The sequence below is a fragment of the Sinomonas sp. ASV486 genome (assembly GCF_030908215.1).
Taxonomy (GTDB): domain Bacteria; phylum Actinomycetota; class Actinomycetes; order Actinomycetales; family Micrococcaceae; genus Sinomonas; species Sinomonas puerhi.
Window position 1 is genome coordinate 158,106 of record NZ_JAVFJK010000007.1, and the last position, 21,676, is coordinate 179,781.

19 protein-coding genes and 1 tRNA gene are annotated in these 21,676 nt (G+C 69.1%); 12 read left to right on the forward strand and 8 right to left on the reverse strand.

The window, feature by feature from the left end; genetic code table 11:
- Positions 1-176 precede the first annotated feature (176 nt).
- Positions 177-914, reverse strand: coding sequence for a hypothetical protein (locus tag RBS60_RS11910; protein WP_307957772.1), 738 nt, complete (start codon positions 912-914; stop codon positions 177-179).
- Positions 911-1,663 carry a hypothetical protein gene (locus RBS60_RS11915; RefSeq protein ID WP_307957773.1) on the reverse strand — a complete coding sequence of 251 codons (753 nt, stop codon included), beginning with the start codon at positions 1,661-1,663 and terminating at the stop codon, positions 911-913. The genes RBS60_RS11910 and RBS60_RS11915 overlap by 4 nt, the downstream gene beginning before the upstream one ends.
- A 157-nt stretch (positions 1,664-1,820) precedes the next feature.
- Between RBS60_RS11915 and RBS60_RS11920 the strand changes: the two genes are divergently transcribed.
- From RBS60_RS11920 to RBS60_RS11935, 4 genes are all read left to right on the forward strand, one after another.
- Positions 1,821-3,710: an ABC transporter ATP-binding protein gene (locus RBS60_RS11920; protein WP_307957774.1), complete on the forward strand. Its 1,890-nt coding sequence runs from the start codon at positions 1,821-1,823 to the stop codon at positions 3,708-3,710.
- An 86-nt stretch (positions 3,711-3,796) separates the two neighbouring features.
- Positions 3,797-4,231 (forward strand): NUDIX domain-containing protein, encoded by a 435-nt coding sequence (locus tag RBS60_RS11925; RefSeq protein ID WP_307957775.1) that lies wholly within the window; start codon positions 3,797-3,799, stop codon positions 4,229-4,231.
- Between the two features lie 181 nt (positions 4,232-4,412).
- A complete protein-coding gene (locus RBS60_RS11930; protein ID WP_307957776.1) occupies positions 4,413-5,690 on the forward strand; it encodes an alkaline phosphatase family protein in 1,278 nt (425 codons plus the stop codon).
- Complete coding sequence (locus RBS60_RS11935; protein ID WP_307957777.1) at positions 5,687-6,853, forward strand: alkaline phosphatase family protein; 1,167 nt, start codon at positions 5,687-5,689, stop codon at positions 6,851-6,853. Before RBS60_RS11930 ends, RBS60_RS11935 begins: the two co-directional genes overlap by 4 nt.
- A gap of 15 nt (positions 6,854-6,868) precedes the next feature.
- Here RBS60_RS11935 and RBS60_RS11940 read toward each other — a convergent pair whose 3' ends face one another.
- Positions 6,869-7,309, reverse strand: coding sequence for a DUF6314 family protein (locus tag RBS60_RS11940; protein ID WP_307957778.1), 441 nt, complete (start codon positions 7,307-7,309; stop codon positions 6,869-6,871).
- Between the two features lie 13 nt (positions 7,310-7,322).
- Positions 7,323-7,396 (reverse strand) — tRNA-Arg (locus RBS60_RS11945).
- 142 nt (positions 7,397-7,538) lie between these two features.
- Between RBS60_RS11945 and RBS60_RS11950 the strand changes: the two genes are divergently transcribed.
- Positions 7,539-8,432 carry a hypothetical protein gene (locus tag RBS60_RS11950; RefSeq protein WP_307957779.1) on the forward strand — a complete coding sequence of 298 codons (894 nt, stop codon included), beginning with the start codon at positions 7,539-7,541 and terminating at the stop codon, positions 8,430-8,432.
- A gap of 17 nt (positions 8,433-8,449) precedes the next feature.
- Here RBS60_RS11950 and RBS60_RS11955 read toward each other — a convergent pair whose 3' ends face one another.
- On the reverse strand, positions 8,450-9,103 hold the full coding sequence (locus RBS60_RS11955; protein ID WP_307957780.1) for a hypothetical protein: 654 nt from the start codon (positions 9,101-9,103) through the stop codon (positions 8,450-8,452).
- 139 nt (positions 9,104-9,242) lie between these two features.
- Here RBS60_RS11955 and RBS60_RS11960 point away from each other — a divergent pair, with 139 nt between their 5' ends.
- The 4 genes from RBS60_RS11960 (at position 9,243) to RBS60_RS11975 (ending at position 11,516) form a co-directional block, all read left to right on the forward strand.
- Positions 9,243-10,082 carry an inositol monophosphatase family protein gene (locus tag RBS60_RS11960; RefSeq protein WP_307957781.1) on the forward strand — a complete coding sequence of 280 codons (840 nt, stop codon included), beginning with the start codon at positions 9,243-9,245 and terminating at the stop codon, positions 10,080-10,082.
- A gap of 166 nt (positions 10,083-10,248) precedes the next feature.
- A complete protein-coding gene (locus RBS60_RS11965) occupies positions 10,249-10,452 on the forward strand; it encodes a hypothetical protein (protein WP_307957782.1) in 204 nt (67 codons plus the stop codon).
- Positions 10,453-10,688: 236 nt separating this feature from the next.
- A complete protein-coding gene (locus RBS60_RS11970) occupies positions 10,689-11,198 on the forward strand; it encodes a DUF892 family protein (protein ID WP_307957783.1) in 510 nt (169 codons plus the stop codon).
- Positions 11,199-11,267: 69 nt separating this feature from the next.
- Entirely contained in the window at positions 11,268-11,516 is a 249-nt protein-coding gene (locus RBS60_RS11975; RefSeq protein WP_307957784.1) for a hypothetical protein, read from the forward strand.
- Positions 11,517-11,553: 37 nt separating this feature from the next.
- Here RBS60_RS11975 and RBS60_RS11980 read toward each other — a convergent pair whose 3' ends face one another.
- Positions 11,554-13,422 (reverse strand): DUF222 domain-containing protein, encoded by a 1,869-nt coding sequence (locus RBS60_RS11980; RefSeq protein WP_307957785.1) that lies wholly within the window; start codon positions 13,420-13,422, stop codon positions 11,554-11,556.
- A 219-nt stretch (positions 13,423-13,641) separates the two neighbouring features.
- Between RBS60_RS11980 and pcrA the strand changes: the two genes are divergently transcribed.
- From pcrA to sucD, 3 genes are all read left to right on the forward strand, one after another.
- Positions 13,642-16,179 carry a DNA helicase PcrA gene (gene pcrA / locus RBS60_RS11985; RefSeq protein WP_374049270.1) on the forward strand — a complete coding sequence of 846 codons (2,538 nt, stop codon included), beginning with the start codon at positions 13,642-13,644 and terminating at the stop codon, positions 16,177-16,179.
- Positions 16,180-16,386: 207 nt separating this feature from the next.
- Positions 16,387-17,565 carry an ADP-forming succinate--CoA ligase subunit beta gene (gene sucC / locus RBS60_RS11990; RefSeq protein ID WP_307957787.1) on the forward strand — a complete coding sequence of 393 codons (1,179 nt, stop codon included), beginning with the start codon at positions 16,387-16,389 and terminating at the stop codon, positions 17,563-17,565.
- Positions 17,566-17,578: 13 nt separating this feature from the next.
- A complete protein-coding gene (gene sucD, locus RBS60_RS11995) occupies positions 17,579-18,514 on the forward strand; it encodes a succinate--CoA ligase subunit alpha (protein ID WP_307957788.1) in 936 nt (311 codons plus the stop codon).
- 126 nt (positions 18,515-18,640) lie between these two features.
- On the opposite strand, the gene RBS60_RS12000 is transcribed toward sucD, so the two are convergent.
- Complete coding sequence (locus RBS60_RS12000; protein WP_307957789.1) at positions 18,641-19,765, reverse strand: NAD(P)/FAD-dependent oxidoreductase; 1,125 nt, start codon at positions 19,763-19,765, stop codon at positions 18,641-18,643.
- A gap of 150 nt (positions 19,766-19,915) precedes the next feature.
- A complete protein-coding gene (locus RBS60_RS12005) occupies positions 19,916-21,604 on the reverse strand; it encodes a helix-turn-helix transcriptional regulator (RefSeq protein ID WP_307957790.1) in 1,689 nt (562 codons plus the stop codon).
- Between the last annotated feature and the right edge of the window lie 72 nt (positions 21,605-21,676).

Below are 21,676 nucleotides of genomic sequence, written 5' to 3' on the forward strand. Positions count from 1 at the left end.
GGCGGGGGGGGGGGGGGGGGGGGGGGCCGGGGGGGGGGTGGGGGGTGTGCTGGGGGGGGGGGGGGGCGCCCCCCCCCCCCCGCCACTCATCCCCCCAATGAAGAACGACCCCTGTCCCCCAGACAGGATGTGTTCACACATTCATGATTGTGGCATGAACTAATGAAAATGTGAACTCAGTTCTTCACCTCAGTGGACTTATTACGTGGAAGGCCCTTTGCCAGGGTACGCCGTCGTGCCGCGACGCCCGCGATCCAGATAATTGCGAGGCCCGCGAGGAGGAGCAGGACGGCGGAGTAGTTCATCGTCTGCATGACGGCAACCCACGAGGCGGGCATGAGTACGAACGTGTTGGTGGACGCGAGCAGGAGGTATCCAGCCGCGAGGAGCCCCGCGGAGCAGCGCAGCACGGCACGTCCGGAACTCCGTGCGTGCCGCACAAGGCTCGGCACGAGGACGAGGCCCGTGAAGGACGGATAGATGCGGCCAAGGCCAGCGTAGAGGTCGAACCACTCGCGGTTGTCGCCAGCGGCGAGCCCTACTGTCGACGGAAGGCGTCCCAGAAGCAGGAAGGACACGACCGTGCCGACTCCGGCTGCCGCGAGGGCTGCCAGGCCCCACGGGCCGAGCAGGATGCGCTGGGCGCCCAGGGCGTTGAAGGCACGCGAGATCCTCACGGCCATGAGGAGGCAGATCCCGTACAGCAGGAACCGCAGGATGAGGTTGGCGAGATTGATACCGCCCAGAGCCGCATCTATGGCGAGGTACGGACCTTCGATGCTCAACAGGACCGCCATGGCGACGAGCGCGAAGAGCCAGAGCATGAGCCGGTTCTCACGACGCAGCGCGGCAGGGATGCGGACCACGGCGAGCGCAAGTGCGAGCCCGAAAGTGATCCAGGCGAGACCGGTCACCCCAGATGCTCCCAGACGCGCAGCGCCGCACGCTCATCGATGGTCTGACGGCGCAGGCCCCTGCCGAGTTCGCCGAGCCGTTCCGACGCCATGAAGGCGAGCTCGGCCGTGGGCAGCCGCTTGACTGCCAGCTCGCACGAAGCGTGCGGCCACCCTGCCTCCGTGGCGGTGACGAGTCCCGTCACGACGAGCCCGTTGCACAGGCCGACCCCCGCCTCGCGCGCGGTGCTGACGGCAAGCTCGGGGCTGAGCCGATTGGCCCGCAGCTGTGCTGAGAGGTTCTGGGGCGCGATTCCGGCGGCCTCGCTCACACGCTGGCGGAGGTCGCCGTCGTCGATCGCGTCGACCCAGTGCCGGACGTCCGCCTCGCAGGTCGTGCACTCGAGTCCGGCGTGGGTCACCGGCGCCGCCGAAGGAACAAGAGGCAGCACGGGGCTCCCGCCGCCGCGCACGAGGAGTTCCTCGAGGAGGCGCGGCGTCGCGACCTGACTCAGGAGCTCCCCGTCGGTCGGCGCCGCCGTGCCGCGCGCGAGGTCGGTGTACGGAGTGAAATGGGCCAATCCGAGGACCGGGTTCTCGCCGTAGGCGCGCGCTATGGCCACGACCGTGGTCTCGGTGACCTTGCCTCGGACCATCTGCTGCGCGAGCGTGCTGCGCTTGACTCCGGATTGCCTGCAGACGTCTGCCGCGGACCTCCCGGGCGCCAGTTCCTGCAGCCAATCACGGAACACGAGTGCCGAAACCGGCATGGACCCCCCCTTGCATCTGCATTCCACAAGATACTTCAGTCCTGCGTTCCTTCCTGATTTTACGTTGTCACGTTGCTGCCCTATGCTGGATGAAGCCCGCCGGCTCGCGCACCCCCCAATCGCGAGTCGGCGGGCCTTTCACGTTTCAGGAGAATTCATGAGCATGCAGACTGCGGCGTGGAGCTCGCTGCATCAGATCTCGCGCACCACGGACGGAAGGAACCCGTTCAGCCGTGCGACGATCCGGCGCGTCCTCACCTTCGCCAAGCCCCACCGCACCCGGCTGATCGCCTTCGTGGCGGCCTCGATCGTCGCGGCCGTCCTCGCCGTTGCCACACCCGTCCTCGCCGGCCAGGTCGTGGACGCGATCGTGGCCAAGGGCGCGGTGTCGACCGTTCTGTGGCTCGCCGTGCTGATCGCGATCGTCGCAGTCGCTGACGCGGGCTTCGGAATGCTCACGCGGTGGCTCTCCTCGACGATCGGCGAGGACGTCATCCTCGACCTGCGGCGCGCGGTGTTCGACCACGTGCAGACGATGCCGATCGCGTTCTTCACCCGTACCCGCACCGGCGCACTCGTGAGCCGCCTCAACAACGACGTGATCGGCGCACAGGCCGCGTTTGCCGGCACGCTCTCCGGAGTGGTGAGCAACGCCGTCGCCCTCGTGCTGACGGTCGCGGTCATGGCCCAGAAGTCGTGGCTCGTGACCGTCCTCGCGCTCGTCCTCCTGCCGGTGTTCCTCATCCCCGCGCGCCGGATCGGCTCGCGCGTCGCGAACCTGCGCCGCGAGGCCGCCGCGCACAACTCGGCGATGAGCACCCAGATGACGGAGCGCTTCTCGGCGCCCGGTGCAACGCTCATCAAGCTCTTCGGCCGGCCCGAGGAGGAGTCGCGCGAGTTCGCGCTCCGCGCCCGCCGGGTGCGGGACATCGGAATCCGCTCCTCGATGCTCTCGTTCACGTTCATCACGGCCCTCACGCTCGTCTCGGCTCTTGCGCTCGCGCTCGTCTACGGGGTCGGTGGCTGGCTCGCGATCGACGGGCACCTTGCGGCGGGCGACGTCGTCGTGCTCGCCCTGCTCCTGACCCGTCTCTACGCGCCGATCACCAACCTCTCCAATGCCCGCGTCGAGATCATGAGCGCGCTGGTCAGCTTCGAGCGCGTCTTCGAGGTGCTCGACCTCGTTCCGATCATCCGCGAGAAGGACGAAGCGCGGCCGCTTGCCAGCGGGCCCGTCTCGGTTGAGTTCGACGACGTTCGCTTCGCCTACCCGAGTGCGGACAAGGTCTCGCTCGCGTCCCTCGAGGAGGTCGCGGTGCTCGACACGCGCGGCGGGGAGGAGGTGCTGCATGGCGTCTCGTTCCGCGTCGAGCCGGGTCAGACCGTGGCGCTCGTCGGGTCCTCCGGTGCGGGCAAGTCGACCATCGCCCAGCTGCTCTCGCGTCTGTACGACGTCGACTCCGGCGCCGTGCGGATCGGTGGCACCGACGTTCGGGACACGACGTTCGCCTCGATGCGCGGGACTGTGGGGATGGTGACCCAGGACGGCCACCTCTTCCACGAGACCATCGCCGCGAACCTGCGCCTCGCCCGGCCCGAGGCCTCCGACGAGGCTCTGTGGGACGCGCTGCAGCGTGCCCGGCTCGAGGACATGGTGGGCTCGCTGCCCGATGGGCTGGACACCGTGGTGGGGGAGCGCGGATACCGGCTCTCGGGCGGCGAGCGGCAGCGCCTGACCATTGCGCGGCTCCTGCTCGCCGCGCCCCACGTGGTCATCCTCGACGAGGCCACGGCCGCACTGGACTCGACGAACGAGGCAGCCGTCCAGGCCGCCCTGAGCGAGGCACTCGAGGGGCGCACGGCTGTCGTGATCGCACACCGCCTGTCAACGATCCGCGCGGCCGATCAGATCCTCGTGGTCGAGGGCGGCCAGATCGTGGAGCGCGGCACCCATACTGAGCTCCTCGCCGCTGACGGCCGCTATGCGGAGCTGTACCTGACCCAGTTCTCGGAGGCCTCCGCCACTGCCGACGACTACGCCCAGTAGAGGCCGTCTGCCCCCGGCGCGGGGTTAGGTCTCTGCTGTGCGGAGTCACGTCCCTGCGATGCGGGGTCAGCGGATAGTCTCGGACTGTGCCTGACCGGATCATCGTTTCTGCCGTATGCGTCTACGCACCTGACGGGCGCCTCCTGACCGTCCGGAAGCGCGGGACTGACCGATTCATGCACCCGGGTGGCAAGCCTGAGCCTGGCGAGTCCGCGGCCGAGGCCGCGAGCCGGGAGTTGTCCGAAGAGGTCGGGATCGCGATTGCGGCCGAGGACCTTGTGCCGTTTGGCGTCTGGATTGCCAAGGCCGCGAACGAGGCCGGCACCGAGATCGAGGGCACAGTGTTCCTTGCCCCCGGAGAATATGATCCGCGCGAAGTCCGTCCGGCGGCCGAGATCGCTGAACTGCGCTGGATCGACCCGTCGGCGGAACCCGATGCCGACCTCGCGCCGCTCCTCACGGACCACGTTCTCCCCGAGCTCACTCGGCAGCCAACGAGCTCTGCGCGACGACACGAGTGACCCCGCGTTGTTGGGAGGTGACCCGCATCCGGGGGAGGTGACCCCGGGTCGTTGGGAGTGCTCGGGGAACATTCAGCTCGGGCCTCGCAGCTGGGAGCCGCGTGGGAAGTCGGTGAACTTGGGTTGAACACTCGAGGGAACTGGCCATAGTCCTCCCTACTCGCGGGTAGCTTGGTTGACCGTGACCTTCTCCCGCCGCAGTTTCCTCTCAGCCGCCTCCCTCGCGGCAGTCGGCGCGGCAGCCCTTCCCGGCGCCGCGCCGTCGCCCGTCCGCAGCGTCGCCCAAGCGGCCTTGCCCAGCCCCGAAGCCTCGGGAATCGACCACATCATCGTGGTGATGATGGAGAACCGTTCCTTTGACCACTTCCTCGGCTGGCTGCCAGGCGCCAACGGGAAGCAAGCCGGTCTGAGCTATATCGACCGATACGGGGTCCCCCACGGGACGCACCACCTCACCGACTACCAGGGCTGCAGCCATCCCGACCCCGACCACTCGTACGAGGGTGGACGCATCCAGTTCAACAACGGCAAGTGCGACGGCTGGCTCCGCTCCGGAGACAACGACGACTTCGCCGTCGGCTACTACACGTCGGCCGACCTCGCGTTCTGGGCGCAGGCCGCGCCGGGCTGGACGGTGTGCGACAACTACTACGCGGCCGTCATGGCGGAGACCTACCCGAATCGCTTCTACCAGCACGCCGCGCAGACGGACCGGATCCACAACTCAAGCGTCAACGCAACCATGCCGACCATCTGGGACAGCCTCGCCAAGGCGGGGGTCAGCGGGAAGTACTACTACTCCGACGTCCCGTTCCTCGCTCTGTGGGGCACCAAATACCTCCCCATCTCGGCTCCGTACGCGACATTCCTGAGCGACTGCGCGGCCGGGACCCTCCCCGCCGTGAGCTTTGTGGACCCGCGCTTCCTGGAGGAGGGCACCGGCACGTCCGGCGACGACCATCCGCACGCCGACGTCCGATCGGGCGAGCTGTTCCTCAACGAGGTCTACAGTGCGGTCACGAAGTCGCCGCAGTGGTCCCGCACCCTTCTCGTCGTGAACTTCGACGAGTGGGGAGGCTTCTACGACCACGTCGCGCCGACCACAGCCCCCGACGTGAGCCCGACGACGGCCCTGCGCGGCTTCCGCGTCCCGGCGCTCGCGGTCTCCCCCTATGCGCGCCGTGGGGCAATCGCCTCCGGAACCTACGACCACACGTCCGTGCTCAAGGCCATCGAGTGGCGCTGGAATCTCCCGGCACTCACCCCGCGCGACGCCAACGCCGCGAACATCGCCGAGGTCCTCGACTTGCGGAGCGCTCCGAACCTCAGCGCGCCCACCTACCTCGTTCCGCCGTTCGTGGCCGGCACACCGTGCACGCCGCTGCCCGGCGGCGACCCAGAAGACGAGTGGCACCCCCTCAAGGCCCGCGCCATCGCGGAAGGATGGAAGCTCGCATGACCCGCTCTCGACTTGCCACGGGCGTACTTGCCTCTGCCGCACGACGCCGGCGACTCGCCGTCGTCCTCGCTGCCCTCGCTGTGCTTGCGCTCGCCGCAGTCGCACTCGTGCGCGGCGGGGCGGGCCAGCCCGCTGCCGCGGACGACGCGAACCCGCGCTACCTCCCGCCCAGTGCACACGTCTTCGTCATCAACCTCGAGAACAAGGGCTACGACGAGACGTGGGGCCCGGCGTCGAAGGCGCCGTACCTCTCGCAGACGCTGCGCGGCCAGGGTGTGCTGCTCAACACCTACTACGGGATCGGGCACAACTCCCTTGACAACTACATCGCCGAGGTCTCGGGCCAGGGGCCGAACGGCCAGACCCAGGCCGACTGCCAGACCTACAGCCCGTTCATCCAGACAGGAACGGCCGCGCAGGGGCAGGCCGTGGGCAGCGGCTGCGTGTACCCCTCCGGCGTGCCGACCCTGGCGGGCCAGCTCACCCAGGCCGGGAAGACGTGGAAGGGCTACATGGAGGACATGGGCACGCCCTGCCGCCATCCGCAGCTCGGGGCCGTCGATGACACCCAGAGGGCCCGCGTGGGCGACCAGTACGCCGCTCGACACAATCCCTTCGTGTACTTCGCGGGGATCACGGGCTCTCCGGACTGCGCCGCGAACGACGTCGACCTGTCCGCACTGAGCGGCGACGTCTCCTCTCCGTCGACCACCCCCACGGTCTCGTTCATCACGCCGAACCTGTGCCACGACGGCCACGACTCCCCCTGCGTCGACGGCGAGCCAGGTGGCCTCGTGTCCGCGGATGCGTGGCTCAAGCAGTGGGTCCCAGTGATCACGGGCTCGCCAGCATTCAAGCAGGACGGCGTCCTCGTCATCACGTTCGACGAGTCGGACGGTCCCCAGCAGGACGCTAGCGCGTGCTGCGGTGAAGGGCCGGGACCGAACGCCCCGCTGCCCGGCATCACGGGAATGGGCGGCGGCCGCGTCGGCGCGCTTGTGCTCTCCCCTTTCACCGCGGGCGGCACGTGGTCCACGACCTCGTACAACCACTACAGCCTGCTCGCCAGCATCGAGGACCTCTACGGCCTGCCGTTCCTCGGCTACGCGGGCGCTCCGGGGCTCAACCGGTTCGGGCTGGATGTGTACAACAAGGGCGTCTGACCCCGGGTCGTGGGGTCAGGGCTGGGCCCGGCGCAGGACGCTCGCGAGGAGCAGGTCCTTCGCCGGGCCCTTCACGTCCCACGTGTAGTGCAGCTCGTTGGGTCCGACGGCGTCGTAGTGGACGCGGTAGTCGTCCGGCGAGCACCAGTGGGCGCCGTCCGCGGCTGCGCCGGTCAGGTCGACGGTGTGGAAGGGGCGGCCGTCGGGGAAGTGCACGTCCATGGCGCCCGGCGAGGCGGCGGGCCGCCACACGTATTCGCGCTCGGCGTGGCCCTCGTGCGAGCCCCAGCGCACGGTGCCGTCCTCGCGCTGGAGGAGGGCGCCGTCGTGCGCGGGGTCCGGGAGAGGCGAGAAGGTGACGGTGCCGCTGAAGCTGCCGCGCGTGCCTGTGGCGCGGTCCAGCATGACCCGCTCGACGGTCCAGGAGCCAGCGAGGTACGCGCGCAGATCAGGCACGGAATACGACAAGTGCCCCCGACCGGAATCGAACCGATGACCTGCCCTTTAGGAGAGGGCCGCTCTATCCTACTGAGCTACGGGGGCCGGCCCGGTGGCCGGGCACGGCATCAAGCATACCGGGTGGCGCGGTGTCTCCTGACACGTCTGGGCCACCTGGAACAACGCGCCCGCGCGCGTCGGTGCGCGGCTCGGCTGGGTGGGACGGCTGGGTAGCTAGGCTGGGCGGGTGGCACACCCCGACGACGCCGAGCGCACCGAGAACGCTGCGGGCCCTGTCATGACCGACCGCATCCGGCACTACCTCGGGGCATGGTCGGCCGTGAGCGTGGTCCAGTTCTTCGTCGCCGAGGCCGCCGTGATCGCGGCCTGGCGTGGTCCCGCGCCGTACACCCGCCGCTTGAACCTCATCAGCGACCTGGGCCAGATGCACTGTGGACTGCATGGGACCCGTGAGGTCTGCTCGCCACTGCACACACTCATGAATGTCTCGTTCGTGCTCCAAGGGGTCGGAATGGTGATCGCAGCACTGCTCATCACCTCGGCGGTGCTGCGCGTCGCGGCGTACGGGCCCGCAGTCCGCGCGGAGGCGAGGCTTTCCGAGGCTCTCGCACGGGCCGGCACGCGACGCACGACGGCGCTGCCCGGCTTCCGCGCGCGGGCGGCGGTGGCGCTCGGGGTGGCTCCCGGGGGCGGGCCCGTTTCCAGGCATCGAGCCATCGTCGTGCCCCGCGCAGCGACCCTCGCCGTCCGGATCCTGCTCGGCGTGGCAGGGGTAGGCGTGGCCGTGGTGGGGTTTGTTCCGCAGGACTCCCAGGAAGCCGTGCACCTCGCGGGGGCGGGGGCGTACTTCCTCGGGGGCTCGCTTGCGCTCGTGGTCCTCGGCGTCCTGTGGATCAGGCGTACGGCTGCCGCATGGCCCGTGCTGCTGTGCGGGGCCTCGGCATTCGCCGCCACGGTGATCGGCGGCGCGGTGGCCCTTCACGTGCCCGAGCCCGGAACGCTCGAGCGGTTCATGGGCTATCCGATCACCGCAGGCATCGCCGTGGCGGGCGCCGTCATCGCCTACAGGCTTGGCGTCCCCGCACGGCAGGCAAGGGCTCTGCGCCGCGCGGGCCGCTGACCCCAGCGGAAGGCGCGTCAGTCCGCGGAGGCGGGTACCGGCGTCGTGCGCTCCCGACGGGCGAGGAGCGCGGCGGCCCCCGCCCCGACCAGGATGAGGAACAGGAGCACCCACCCAGCCACGACGAGGGCCGAGGCGAGCACCGCCGAGCCGGCGTCGGCCCCGGGGGACACGGCGGAGTCGACGGCGACGTTGCCCCACAGGCGTACGACGGTGAACACGGCGACGAGCGCGAACGCACCCCAGCGGAGGGCCTTGGACTTGAGCCAGGTTCCGAAGACGAGCAGGAACGTGAAGCCCGCAAGGAGCGGGAAGATGGTCCCGGCTGTCTTGTGGACGTAGCTGAGCTGCCCGCGCGCGGCGTCGTCGAGGGCGGTCTGCAGCTGGTGCGCGTAGTCGGGCGAGAATCCGCCGATGAGCGAGTCCGGCATGGGGAGACCGCCCGAGAGCTGGGTCATCTGCTGGAGCGTGAGCAGGTGGTAGTACCAGAACATGAAGAGGCTCGCCCCGAGCCCGGCGATGATGATGAGCCGCGCGTTACCCTGAGCACGTTCGGGGCTACGGGTTGTTGTCGGGTTCGTCGGGTTGACGGGCTGGCCGGAGCGGGTGGTGGGCGCAACAGCCGCGCGGTCGCCATGCTTGCGCGCCCGCTGGGCGGGGGTCTTCGACATGCCCCCATTATCCGTCCTCACGTATTGGTCTCCGTGTTCCTCCTTGATGGCCTCCTCAGTGGCGACCTCGGTGGTGCCCTCACTGGTGCCCTCGGTGGTGCCCTCGGTGGTGCCCTCGTCCCGCGGGTAGGCTGGACGCGTGGCTGAGACCAGTAATTCCCTCCGCGCCCTTCCCGACCTCGACCCCGCACTCTCTGACGCCGATCTGGCTGCGGCGCTCGTGCGCGCGGCCGGGAACCTCGCGCTGGCCATGCGCAGCGAGGGGCTCGACGCCGAGCGCAAGACGTCCGTCTCCGACATTGTGACCGCCGCGGACAAGGCCGCCGAGGCCTACGTCCTCGCCCAGCTGAGCCGCTGTAGGCCCGATGACGGAGTGTTCGGCGAGGAGGGCACCGACGTGCCATCCGCGTCGGGCAGGACCTGGGTCATCGATCCCGTGGACGGCACGTACAACTTCTTCGCTGGTTCGACCTACTGGTGCTCGGCCCTCGCGCTGCGCGGCCCAGCCGCCAGCTCGGACGCCGATCCCGAGTCGCTCCTCGGCGCGATCTACCAGCCGCAGGAGGACAAGCTCTGGCTCGGCGGCCCGGGGACCCCTTCGATGCTCAATGGCAGCCCGCTCGAAGGCCCAGCCGACGCGCCTCTCGGCATGCTCGGCACCGCGACGTCCATCCAGCCGCGTTGGCTGGAACAGCCGTACTCGGCGATGCCGTGGCATGCGGCTGCTGTCCAGGCCGCGTCGATCCGTATCCTCGGCTCAGGCTCGTGCGATCTCGCCCGCGTGGCCGAGGGCGAGATCGGCGCATGGTTCCAGCACTCGTGCCCTCAGTGGGACTGGCTCCCCGGCAAGGCGATCGTCACCGCGGCCGGCGGAACCACCGCCACCGTCGAGGTCAACGGCCTCACCTGGTTCGCAGCAGGAGGCACGACGGCGGTCGGCGAGATCGTCGACGCCCTCGCCTCTGCGCGGCTCGTCTGACGTCTTCACGCCTGCCCGTCCGGCCAGAAGCCAACCGGACGGGCGGACGCGCGCGGGACGGAGGGCCAGCGGCCAACCGGCTGGCGGGACAACCGCGCCTTGACCTTCCGGGGGCGCGGTGCTGTGCTGGAGGAGCCCTGCAGGAGCACCGCCAAGGAGGGGAACGATGGCCAGCATCGACGGTCAGGATCCAGCCCACGTTCGCGCCGAGGAGGAGGACCCCGCGCTCGACTACTCCGTGGAGCCCGATGAGGTGACGCCCGACGAAACGGCGTGGGATGAGGAGAACGGGCTGATCGACGAGGAGGAGGTCCTCATCGAGGCCGACCCCGTGGACGTCGCGGAGCAGCGCCGCAGCGTCGAGGACTAAAGCGACCACCCGGGCGACGGCCGGGATCCCCGACGGTCTGGACTCCCGACGGCCGTAACCCCGGATTGCCGACGGCCGCGGCCTCCGACTCCCGAGCAAACGCGCCCGCGACGAGGCCGTTCATTGCCCCAATGTCCTCGCGGCGGGAAAATGTAGTCAGGACTGGGGGCGGACGTCTTCGGAGGATCCGCCAGACCTCGCGGCCGCCGCTGGCCCGCCGGTAGGGAGGTTCTGCCATGTTCGAGTACTTCTCCGAGGCGCATGAACTGTTCGTGTACCGCCTCGGAATTGCCCGCGGGACGAGCCGCCGCGCGATTGTGACACTGGGGACCCTTGAACAGGAGTCTCAGCGGCGTGAGGTGAGCGCGCTCATGCTCGACCTCAGCGAGGAGGCGCGCCTGCATGCAGCAGTCCTCGAGGACTGCTTCGCCGAGCTCAAGCGCAACGTGGGCGTCCCGCCGGGGCACACTGCGGAGGGGCTCGACAGGGAGGCGCACGCCGTGCTCCGCAAGACCGCCGACGGCATCAAGGACCTCGCCGTCCTACCGCTGGCCCTCGAGGTCCTCTATGAGGCCATCGCGATGTATGAGCCGCTCACTGTCTACGCACGCGAGTGGATCAGCGTGCACCTCGCCGAACAGCTCGAGAAGTGCCTCGTGGAGCAGCTTGCCTCACGCAACCGGATTCTGGAGCTCATGCGTGAGGTCTTCGCGAGCGCTGAGACGGTCGAAGCCAGACCTCAGTGAGACCAGACCCCAGTGAGAAGCGCTAGACCGTGGTGAGAAGGCCGAACCCAGTACGAAGGTAGGTGCATGATGAGCCATCACGAGCAGGATCAGCACGAGCCGGGCCGGCATGAGACGAAGTCGGAATCGTTCATGCGGACCATGGGCCGCCTGCGCGGGCTGTACGGCCCGGCCGACCACCGGACCGCCCAAGAGCCCGAACGGCACGGTCACAACCCCGAGGATGTCAAGGAGGAGCACGAGCTCGCCGGAATCGACATCGAGACGGACAGCGAAGGCCACCACTACGGCGTCCGTAGGGCCGAATCCGCCGACTAAGCGTGCCGTGACCACAGTCAACGTGCCGTGACTACCCTCAGAACGGCGGCGGCGGTCCTGGCTCGGCCCGCGGGTCCTGCCCAAGATGGGCCCGAGCGTCCTGCCCGAGATCGTCCCGCGGGTCCTGCCCGAGATCGTCCCGCGGGTCCTGCCCAAGATCGACGAGGCCACGGAGCGCCGTCGACGGTGTTTCGCGCTCCAGATCAGTGGCGCGCTGCGCACCCGGTGCTTCAGGTTCGGCAGACGTGAAGGATGAGGATCCCGCCGACGGGTATTGCGCGCGCGGTGGAGAGTCGTCGATGTAGCCAAGGAGCCTGTCGCGATCCGACGGGGTGGTGGTCTGGGCGTAGGAGAGCATGGTTGTCCAGACGACCGTTCCCGTCGGCTCGGCGTACTGGCCTTCGGGGGCTCTGGCTGCTGCTGTCTGGCGTGCCTGGACCAGGGCGAGCGACTTGAGGGCGTGGTGCTTTCGGCACAGGTGAGCCAGGTTGTCGGCGTCGGTTCCCCCTCCGTCCTGCCACTCGTGAGTGTGGTCCAGCTCCGAGGATTCGGCGGGCTGGTTGCAGCCTGGGAATGCGCAGGTGCCGTCGCGGTAGCGCAGGAACCGGCGCATGGCTTCCGGAGGCCTGTACGCCGTCCGGCCGAGTCGAAGCGGCGTCCCGTCGGTGTCCGTGTACAGCCGATGCCAATTCGGCGCGGCGGCCGCGAGTTGGCGGGCCGTGTCCGCGTCGATGATTCCATAGCCGTCGAGATAGCCGTTGCCGGTGGCGGACCCGAGGAGCACCGCCGCGGGCAAGTGCACAACGATCTCCGCCTTCAGGGAGCCAGCGAATTCCTCCGGAACGGCGAAATTCCCCATCTGGGCTATGTCCCCAGCGTGCGAAGCAGTCGAGACGTCGGCCGTGCCGCCGACGATGTCGTCACCGCCGGCGGACGCGGCGATGGCGCCCTGCGCGACGATGACGTCCGCATGGGTCGGCTCCTCGAGGCCTGTATCCATGCGGGGGTGAGCCGCCGCGCGCGGGTCCTCCTGAGTGCGCGACCCCGCTGCAGTGGCGTCGGGTGCCTGGAGCACCCCGTTGAGGCCGAGGTGCGTCAGGGCATCGGCCCGCAGCTGAGACAGGGTGCGGTGCTCATCGGGTGTGCGGTGTTGGGCACGGGCGAGCGAATCGACGCGACGGTACAGGGCCATCCCGGTCTCGGCAGGCATGAGTGCGGTCAGCGTGACCATTCCGTCTTCCTCGGGACGTTGCCACACCCCGCGTTCCTGCGCCGCAGCTCTGCGGCGGGTCTGGATCGACTCTGGGTGCATCTTCTCGCGGAGGTCCCGGGCGGCCCGCCGGAACTCTGCCGGCGTCCGGAGGCGTCCCGTGCGGGTTCGGCATGCCTTGAGCACGGCGATGCCGTACGCCTCCCTGACCTCCTCCGGAAGCGAGGCCGCCTGATCGACGATGGCACGCGCATGCGCTTCTGTGATGTCACCGGACTCGATGGCTTCCATCACCGCAACGTGGGTGGTGCTGAGTTCGTGTGCCAGATTCATGAGGCGCGCGGCCGTGGCTTCGGAGGTTTCCTGAAGAGTGGCGATCTCGGTTACCGCGAGAGCATGGGCCACCTCTCCGGAGAGGCGCTCAGGCTGCCCGTCCCGGGAATCCAAGGGCGCCTCTGCGATCCCCTCGCGCACCCGCTCGATGGCACCCGCCTGGATCGCCGAGACCCAGGCGATCACGCGTGGCGCCTCTGCAACGAGCGCTGCGGCCTCCTCGAGCGATAGGAGCGATGGTTCCTTGGCCCAGAGCCTTCCTCTGAGCGCGCCGCCGGACCGTGGCGCGAAGATGTTCAGGTCGGCGATGGACGGGTCGAGCGCGGAGGAGAGGGCATCGGACGGCTGCGATGGTGCTTCCACGAGATCCACCCCCAAGACAGTGTCCGGCACGAAGTCGAGAACCGAGACTCGAATATTTTCGTTCGAACAAGATGCAAATTGTTCGAACTAGTGTTCCCATCCTAGTTCATGGTCGCGGGTGATGGAAGGTCCCGAGTCGGACAGCGCACGGCCCAGTGCGCGCGATGGGTGCGTCGGCAGAGTGCTGGCGGCCCGGCCTAAAATGAAAGGATCATGGATATGCTTTTCGATCCCTACGCCCACCTGCCCAAGTCCGGCCTGCCCGGCGGGGCGGAGGAACCGGATCGTGACGAGCTTCCACCCCCGCCCGAGGAGGAGTACGCCCCGGAAGACCTTCCCGCGAGTTGGCTCCCTGGATCGGATCCAGCCGACGATGCGCGGCGCGAGGCCGAGGCCCAGGCTGCGCACCTCCTCGAGGGCCTCAACCCGGAGCAGCTCGAAGCGGTGACCCACGGGGGCGCTCCCTTGCTCATCGTGGCGGGAGCCGGCTCCGGCAAGACGCGGGTTCTCTCGCACCGCATCGCCTACCTCATCGCAACCCACCGTGCCCACCACGGCGAAATCCTCGCGATCACGTTCACGAACAAAGCCGCGGCCGAGATGCGCGAGCGAATCGAGGCTCTCGTCGGGGAGCGCGCCAAGCGCATGTGGATCTCGACCTTCCACTCTTCGTGCGTGCGGATCCTGCGCCGCGAGGCCTCCTCCGTTGGGCTGAACTCGAACTTCTCGATCTATGACTCAGCGGACTCGCTGCGCCTCATCACGCTCGTCCACAAGGGCCTCGAACTGGACCCGAAGAAAGTGCCACCCAAGGCCGTCCAGCACAAGATCTCCTCGCTCAAGAACGAGCTCATCGACGCCGACGACTTCGCTGCGCGCGCGAACCTGAAGGATCCATTCGAGGCCGGTGTATCCGAGGTCTACAAGGGCTACACGCAGCGACTGCGCCAGGCGAACGCCATGGACTTCGACGATCTCATCGCCGAGACCGTGTACATGTTCCGGGCCTTTCCTGCACTCGCCGAGACATACCGCCGCCGCTTCCGGCACGTGCTCGTGGACGAGTACCAGGATACGAACCACGCGCAGTACTCACTGGTCCGCGAGATTGTCGGAGAGGGCCCTGAATCGTCGGAGCTGACGGTTGTCGGCGACTCGGACCAGTCGATCTACGCGTTCCGCGGCGCGGACATCCGTAACATCGTGGAGTTCGAGAAGGACTACCCCAACGCGCGGACCATCAAGCTTGAGCAGAACTACCGCTCTACCCAGACGATCCTTTCCGCCGCCAACGCCGTCATCTCACGCAACCCGAACCGGCCCGAGAAGCGCCTCTGGACTGCGGAGGGCGACGGCGAGAAAATCATCGGCTACGCGGCCGAGAACGAGCACGAGGAAGCCCGATTCATTGCGGGCGAGATCGACCGCCTGACGGACTCGGGGGAGTTCCGCCCGGGCGACGTCGCGGTCTTCTACCGCACCAACGCCCAGTCCCGCAGCCTCGAGGAGATCCTCATGCGCGTGGGTCTGCCGTACAAGGTGGTTGGTGGGACGCGCTTCTACGAACGCAAGGAGATCAAGGACGCCCTCGCGTATCTCAGGGTTCTCGTGAATCCGGACGACGACGTCAATCTCCGCCGCGTCCTCAACGAGCCCAAGCGTGGAATCGGCGAGCGGGCCGAGGGCACGATTGCGGCCCTGGCCGAGCGGGACAGGACCTCGTTCATGGCCGCCATGCGCCGCGCCGACGAGGCTCCCGGCATTGCCACGCGCTCACTCAACTCCGTCAAGGGCTTCGTCAAGCTGCTCGACGACCTCGCTGGGGTGGCCGAGGGCTCGGGCGCCGCCGAATCTCTCGAGGCAGTACTCGAACAGACCGGGTACCTCGCGGGCCTGAGGAGCTCTACTGACCCCCAGGACGAGTCGCGCGTCGAAAACCTGGCCGAGCTGGTCGCCGTCGTGCGCGAATACGAGAGGGAGAATCCCGAGGGGACCCTCCAGGCGTTCCTGGAGCAGGTCTCACTGGTCGCGGACGCGGACCAGATTCCGGACGCACCTGAGGGTGCGTCTCAGGCAGAGGTGGACGCGGCCGTTGCGGAGGCGAAGCAGCAGGGCGTCGTGACGCTCATGACGTTGCACACCGCCAAGGGCCTCGAGTTTCCCGTCGTGTTCCTCACCGGCATGGAGCACGGCGTGTTCCCGCACCGGCGGTCGGCGACGGACCCGGAGGAACTCGCGGAAGAGCGGCGGCTCGCCTACGTCGGGCTCACGCGGGCCCGCAAGCGCCTCTACCTCACCCGCTCCGAAGTGCGCAGCCTCTGGGGGCAGAGCGAGTACTACCCCGCCAGCCAGTTCATCGGCGAGGTCCCGGCCGAGCTCATCGACTGGAAACGCGAGGGTACCAAGCGGCCACCCGCCGTCGGGACTGCCGGAGACGGCACAAACAGCCGCTACGACCGCGCCGGGTCGCGGTACGGAGGATCCTCGTGGGGGGCTGGGACGAGCCGGAACACGAGCTTCTCCTCGATCTCTCCCGCGTCCTCCGCCCCCTCCGCGGCCGAGAAGAAGGGCCGCGTGCAGCCGCAGAAGGAGGTCATCTCCGTGGTGGTGGGGGACAAGGTCAACCACACGGCGTTCGGCAACGGGACCGTGATCGGGGTCGAGGGCGCCGGGGACAAGACGGTTGCAAAGGTGAGCTTCGACATCGGTGAGAAGCGGCTCCTCCTGCGGTACGCCCCGCTCACCAAGGTCAGCTGAACTCGCGACCCGGCCGTGCGCCGTCGTGCGCCGAATTCTACATGTTGTAGAGCTGTGCCGTTTGTCACGAAAGGGGCCTCGGCGCGCCTCGGGACGCGCCGAGGGATTAGAGTTCCCTTGGAGCATCAGGCCCGCCGAGGGGAGCTCCCCGCGGCACACTCGTGCGTGCTCCGAGTCAGAACTACTTCGACGTAGAGGACCTGAACCGTGGACCTGTTTGAATATCAGGCGCGCGATCTGTTTGAGGCGCACGGTGTTCCCGTGCTTGCCGGCATCGTTGCGCACACCCCCGAGGAAGCCAAGGCTGCGGCCGAGAAGATCGGCGGGGTCACCGTCGTCAAGGCTCAGGTGAAGGTCGGAGGCCGCGGTAAGGCTGGCGGCGTCAAGGTCGCGAAGACCGCAGACGAGGCCTTCCAGTACGCGAGCGACATCCTCGGCATGGACATCAAGGGCCACACCGTCAAGAAGGTCATGATCGCCGCCGGTGCGGACATTGCCGAGGAGTTCTACTTCTCGGTCCTGCTGGACCGCGCCAACCGCAACTACCTGGCCATGTGCTCGGTTGAGGGCGGCATGGAGATCGAGCAGCTGGCCGTCGAGCGCCCGGACGCGCTCGCCAAGGTCGCCGTCGACCCGGCCGTGGGCATCGACGCGGCCAAGGCCGCTGAGATCGTCGAGACGGCGGGCTTCGCCCCCGAGCTGCGCGAGAAGGTCGCGGCCGTCATCGTCAAGCTGTGGGACGTCTTCAAGGGCGAGGACGCCACGCTCGTCGAGGTCAACCCGCTCGTGCGCACCGGTGCCGGGGACATCATCGCCCTCGACGGCAAGGTCTCCCTCGACGAGAACGCCGGCTTCCGCCACGCGGAGCACGAGGAGCTCGCGGACAAGGATTCCGAGGACCCGCTCGAGGCCAAGGCCAAGGCGCTGGACCTGAACTACGTCAAGCTCGACGGCGAGGTCGGCATCATCGGCAACGGCGCCGGACTCGTGATGTCCACGCTCGACGTCGTGGCCTACGCGGGCGAGAAGCACGGCAACGTCAAGCCAGCCAACTTCCTGGACATCGGCGGCGGCGCCTCGGCCGAGGTCATGGCGAACGGCCTCTCGATCATCCTCGGCGACGAGCAGGTCAAGAGCGTGTTCGTGAACGTCTTCGGCGGCATCACCGCGTGCGACGCGGTCGCCAACGGCATCGTCGGCGCCCTGCACAAGCTCGGCGACGCGGCTGACAAGCCCCTCATCGTGCGTCTCGACGGCAACAACGTCGACGAGGGTCGCCGCATCCTGCACGAGGCCAACCACCCGCTGGTGACCCTCGCCGAGAACATGGACCAGGGCGCCGACAAGGCCGCCGAGCTCGCGAACTCCGCAAGCAGCGGGAAGTAAGGGACGAGAGAAAATGTCGATCTTCCTCAACAAGGACAACAAGGTCATCGTCCAGGGCATCACCGGCGGTGAGGGCTCCAAGCACACCGCCCGCATGCTCGCGGCCGGCACCAACATCGTCGGTGGCGTCAACGCGCGCAAGGCCGGCACCACGGTGAGCCACCAGGACCAGCACGGCAACACGCTCGAGCTGCCCGTGTTCGGCTCCGTCAAGGAGGCCATGGCCGAGACCGGCGCCGACACCTCGATCGTGTTCGTCCCGCCGGCCTTCACGAAGGACGCCGTGGTCGAGGCCATCGAGGCCGAGATCGGCCTCGTCGTGGTCATCACCGAGGGTGTCCCGGTTCAGGACTCGGCCGAGTTCTGGGCTCTCGCCCAGGCGACCAAGGACGCCGACGGCAACCAGACCACGCGCATCATCGGCCCGAACTGCCCCGGCATCATCACCCCGGGCGAGGCCCTCGTGGGCATCACTCCGGCGAACATCACCGGCAAGGGCGGCGTCGGCCTCGTGTCCAAGTCGGGCACCCTGACCTACCAGATGATGTACGAGCTCCGTGACCTCGGCTTCTCCACCGCCATCGGCATCGGCGGAGACCCGGTCATCGGCACCACGCACATCGATGCGCTCGCGGCGTTCGAGGCGGACCCGGACACGAAGGCGATCGTCATGATCGGCGAGATCGGCGGCGACGCCGAGGAGCGCGCGGCCGAGTTCATCAAGAACAACGTCACCAAGCCGGTTGTCGGCTACGTGGCGGGCTTCACCGCCCCGGAGGGCAAGACCATGGGCCACGCTGGCGCCATCGTCTCCGGCTCCTCCGGCACCGCCCAGGCGAAGAAGGAGGCCCTCGAGGCCGCAGGTGTCAAGGTCGGCAAGACGCCGTCCGAGACCGCCCACCTCCTCCGCTCGGTCTACCCCGTGCACACCCCGGATTCGAACCTCTGATCCACCCGGCGGTTTCGCTCAGGCGAGACCACTGACCCACGACGGCGGTCGGTCACCTTCCCCACGGATGGCGGCTGGCCGCCGTCGTCGTGTGCTCGGGCCGAGAACACCCTCAGGACGTGACCGTCAGGTGGTGACCCCCAGACGCGAGCGGGCGGCGATCATGTCCGCGACGAGCTTCGCGTCCCGGCCCACTCCACCCACGAGGTGCGAGCTGAACGTCCGCTGGAACACGAGGCCCACGAAGAACAGACCCGGAACGCCGTCGGCCGCGCCGTCCGTCTCGGCGGGGAAGCCGTCCGGGCCGATCGTGGCCGCGGGCACGAACGAGTAGTCGCCCCGGTACCCCGTGCACCACAGGACGTTGGCGACGTCGAGGATTGTGCCGTCGTCGAGCTGCGGCCTGCCGTCGACGGCTCCGACGGTCCGGGCCTGAGTGCGCCGTACCCCTGCCGCGTCGAGGTCGGTGCGCTTCGTGCGCACAAGGGGCGCGCTGCCGGCACGTATCTTCGGGCGGGCCATGCGCCCGATCGGGTTCTTGAGTGTCAGGACATACCGCGCGACGAACGCGAAGAGGGGGCCACGGACGCGTTCGTTGAAGGGGATCTCACCCGGATGCCGGCCGGACAGCCAGGTCTCGTGGCCGGACTGTACAGACTCCAGCGCAAGATCTGCGCCCGAGGTGCCGGCTCCGACCACCAGCACCGGTCCCGGTAGGAGCTGACCCGGATTCCGGTACTTGGTCGAGTGGATCTGGCGGATGCCCGGGTCGAGCTGCGATGCGACGTCCGGGACCTTGGGCGTCGAGTCGGAACCGATAGCGATGACGACGTTCTCGGCGGTGTAGTCGCCGGCGTCTGTAGCGACGTGGAATCCGCCGCTGCCCAGCGGACTCACGGAGATGACGCGGACGCCGGTGCGGATCCGGTCAGCGATGGGCGCGGCGTAAGACTCGAGGAAGTCGCCGAGCTCCCGGGCAGTCGGGAACGCGAAACGGGGTCCCGGGAACGGGGCGCCAGGGAGTCCGTTGGCGAGTGCCGGGGTGAAGAGGCGCAGCGAGTCGTAACGTTCGCGCCACTGCTCGCCGATCCGCTCGGACGCCTCGATGACGAGGAACTCGCGGCCGGTCTCGGCGAGCGAATGCGCCGTCGCCAGTCCGGCCTGGCCGCCGCCGACGATGATCGTCTCGATGCGCCGCTGGCCGCCGTCGTCCTGGAGTGGGATGGGTGTCTGGGGCTGGGTGTTGGTCATGCCTCGACGGTACGGCGGGGGTGGGAGCCGGCGCTTCGGGTGGATTGCCCATTAGGGCCCTCGCGGAGTGGGCAGTTCTGTGCAGGTTCCCGGGCGGCGGAAGGTCGGCACCCGAGGTGGGGACGGAGGCGACTCCGAGGCGGGGAAGGGTCAGACGAGGCCGTGGTCGTAGGCGTAGGCGGTGGCTGCCGCGCGGGAGGCGATGCCGAGCTTCGCGTAGATGTTCGCCAGATGCCGCGCCACGGTCTTCTCGCTCAGGACGAGCTCCTTCGCGATGGCCCGGTTCGTGAGGCCCGCGGTCACGAGGCGCACGACCTCCACTTCCCGCTCGGTGAGCGGAGTCGCGGACGACGTCGCGTGCTCCGCTCGCGCTGTGCCCTTCGGCAGGGCCTCGAGGTCCGGCGCGGCACCGAGCCGCGCGAAGGTGGCCCGGGCCGCCTCGACCTCGAGGGCGGCGGCCTCGTCGTCCCCGAGCGCCGCGTAGCAGCGGCCGAGCGTCGCCCGGGCGCGCGCCTCGAGATACGGCATGCCGAGGTCGTGCCACGCGAGCGACGCGTCGCGGAGGCTCCTCACCGCGACCGCCGCCTCGCCCGCCGCGCAGCAGGCCGTGCCCTCGGCGGTGAGCGCGCGAGCCCGCGGCATGCCGGAGAGAGCGGCCCCGCTCTGCCGGGCCTGGTCTGCGAGCTCGGCCAGCTCCGCGGCGCCCGCATGCGCGGCCTCGGAGGCGCCCGCGGCGGCCATGACTTCGACGTAGGCCGGCAGGAACTCCTCGCGCTCGGCGCGCCGGGTGAGCTCGGAATAGAGCCGCCGGGCCGAGACAGCCGCCGCGTCCGTGCGCCCCTCCGCGAGGCGCAGCAGCATGAGGCCCGGCTCGGGGCGGCGTCCGGCAGCGTTGGCAAGACGGTAGGCGCCCTCGGCCTCAGTGAAGCGCCCGGAAAGCCGGTGGAGCTCGCCCAGCTGGTAGCTGGCCAGACCGGCATCCGCGGGGCGGACCCGCTGAGACGCACTGATGGCCTCCTCGAGCGCGCCCTGCCAGTCGCCGTCGAGCATCTTGACCACCGAGCGGTGCACGAGGCACTGGCCGCGGAACGGCACGAGATCCTGGTGGCGCTCGCACCAGTCGGTGGCGGCGGACGTCCAGTCCCGGGCGCGGGCGACGTCGTCCGCTAGCAGGGACGCCGAGATCACCGAGCAGTACGCGACACCGTTCACGATGGGCGTCTGCACCTCGCCGGATGTCACGGTGGCCATCGCCTCGTCGAGCTCGGCGAGCCCTTCCGAGGTGCTGCCGAGCCGAAGGAGCGCCCAGCCGGCGCCGAGCCGCGAGAAGACTTCGGCGTCGGTGTCCCGCACGCGGCGCGCGATCGCGGTGGCCTCCCGGGAGAGCCCGAGGGCGCGGCGTGTCTCGGCCGGGTCGGGAGAGGCGAGGGAGCGGTGGCCGAGACCGGACAGGAGCAGGGCGCGCTCCGCGCTCAGTCCGTGCTCGTCGACGATCCCCGCGAGGCGCAGGCCCCAGGCCTCGGCCCGGGCGAGGTCACCGCGCGTGTCGTGCGCGAAGGAGAGCCAGAAGGCGGCGCGGGCGGCAGCGGCGCCGTCGTGCGCGTCCAGGAACTCCCGGAAGGCGCGTCCGAGGAGGTCGATGCTGCGCTCCTCGCGGCCGAGCAGGTACGCGCTGAAAGCCGTGAGCATGAGGTCCCGGCCGGGCAGCGGCGCGGAAGAGTCTGCGCGCTCGAAGGCCTCGAGTGCGCTTGTCCAGGAGCCCGACTCGTAGAGCCGGCGCCCTTCGTCAAGGGGCGGCGCGGGATGGGGGAGTCGGGCTGCGGAGCGGGGGACCGCCACGCTTCGAGGATAGACCAGAGTAGGTTTGTTCTGAACCATCGGGCCCCCGAACCGCCCTTCCCCTGACGAGGA

Excerpts from the sequence above, each read along its gene's own strand:
- RBS60_RS11955 (WP_307957780.1), bottom strand. The coding sequence starts at position 9,103 with ATGTCGAAGACCCCCGCCCAGCGGGCGCGCAAGCATGGCGACCGCGCG.
- RBS60_RS11935 (WP_307957777.1), top strand. The coding sequence starts at position 5,687 with ATGACCCGCTCTCGACTTGCCACGGGCGTACTTGCCTCTGCCGCACGA.
- pcrA (WP_374049270.1), top strand. The coding sequence starts at position 13,642 with ATGCTTTTCGATCCCTACGCCCACCTGCCCAAGTCCGGCCTGCCCGGC.
- sucD (WP_307957788.1), top strand. The coding sequence starts at position 17,579 with ATGTCGATCTTCCTCAACAAGGACAACAAGGTCATCGTCCAGGGCATC.
- RBS60_RS11970 (WP_307957783.1), top strand. The coding sequence starts at position 10,689 with ATGTTCGAGTACTTCTCCGAGGCGCATGAACTGTTCGTGTACCGCCTC.
- RBS60_RS11975 (WP_307957784.1), top strand. The coding sequence starts at position 11,268 with ATGAGCCATCACGAGCAGGATCAGCACGAGCCGGGCCGGCATGAGACG.
- RBS60_RS11920 (WP_307957774.1), top strand. The coding sequence starts at position 1,821 with ATGAGCATGCAGACTGCGGCGTGGAGCTCGCTGCATCAGATCTCGCGC.
- RBS60_RS11965 (WP_307957782.1), top strand. The coding sequence starts at position 10,249 with ATGGCCAGCATCGACGGTCAGGATCCAGCCCACGTTCGCGCCGAGGAG.
- RBS60_RS11915 (WP_307957773.1), bottom strand. The coding sequence starts at position 1,663 with ATGCCGGTTTCGGCACTCGTGTTCCGTGATTGGCTGCAGGAACTGGCG.
- RBS60_RS12000 (WP_307957789.1), bottom strand. The coding sequence starts at position 19,765 with ATGACCAACACCCAGCCCCAGACACCCATCCCACTCCAGGACGACGGC.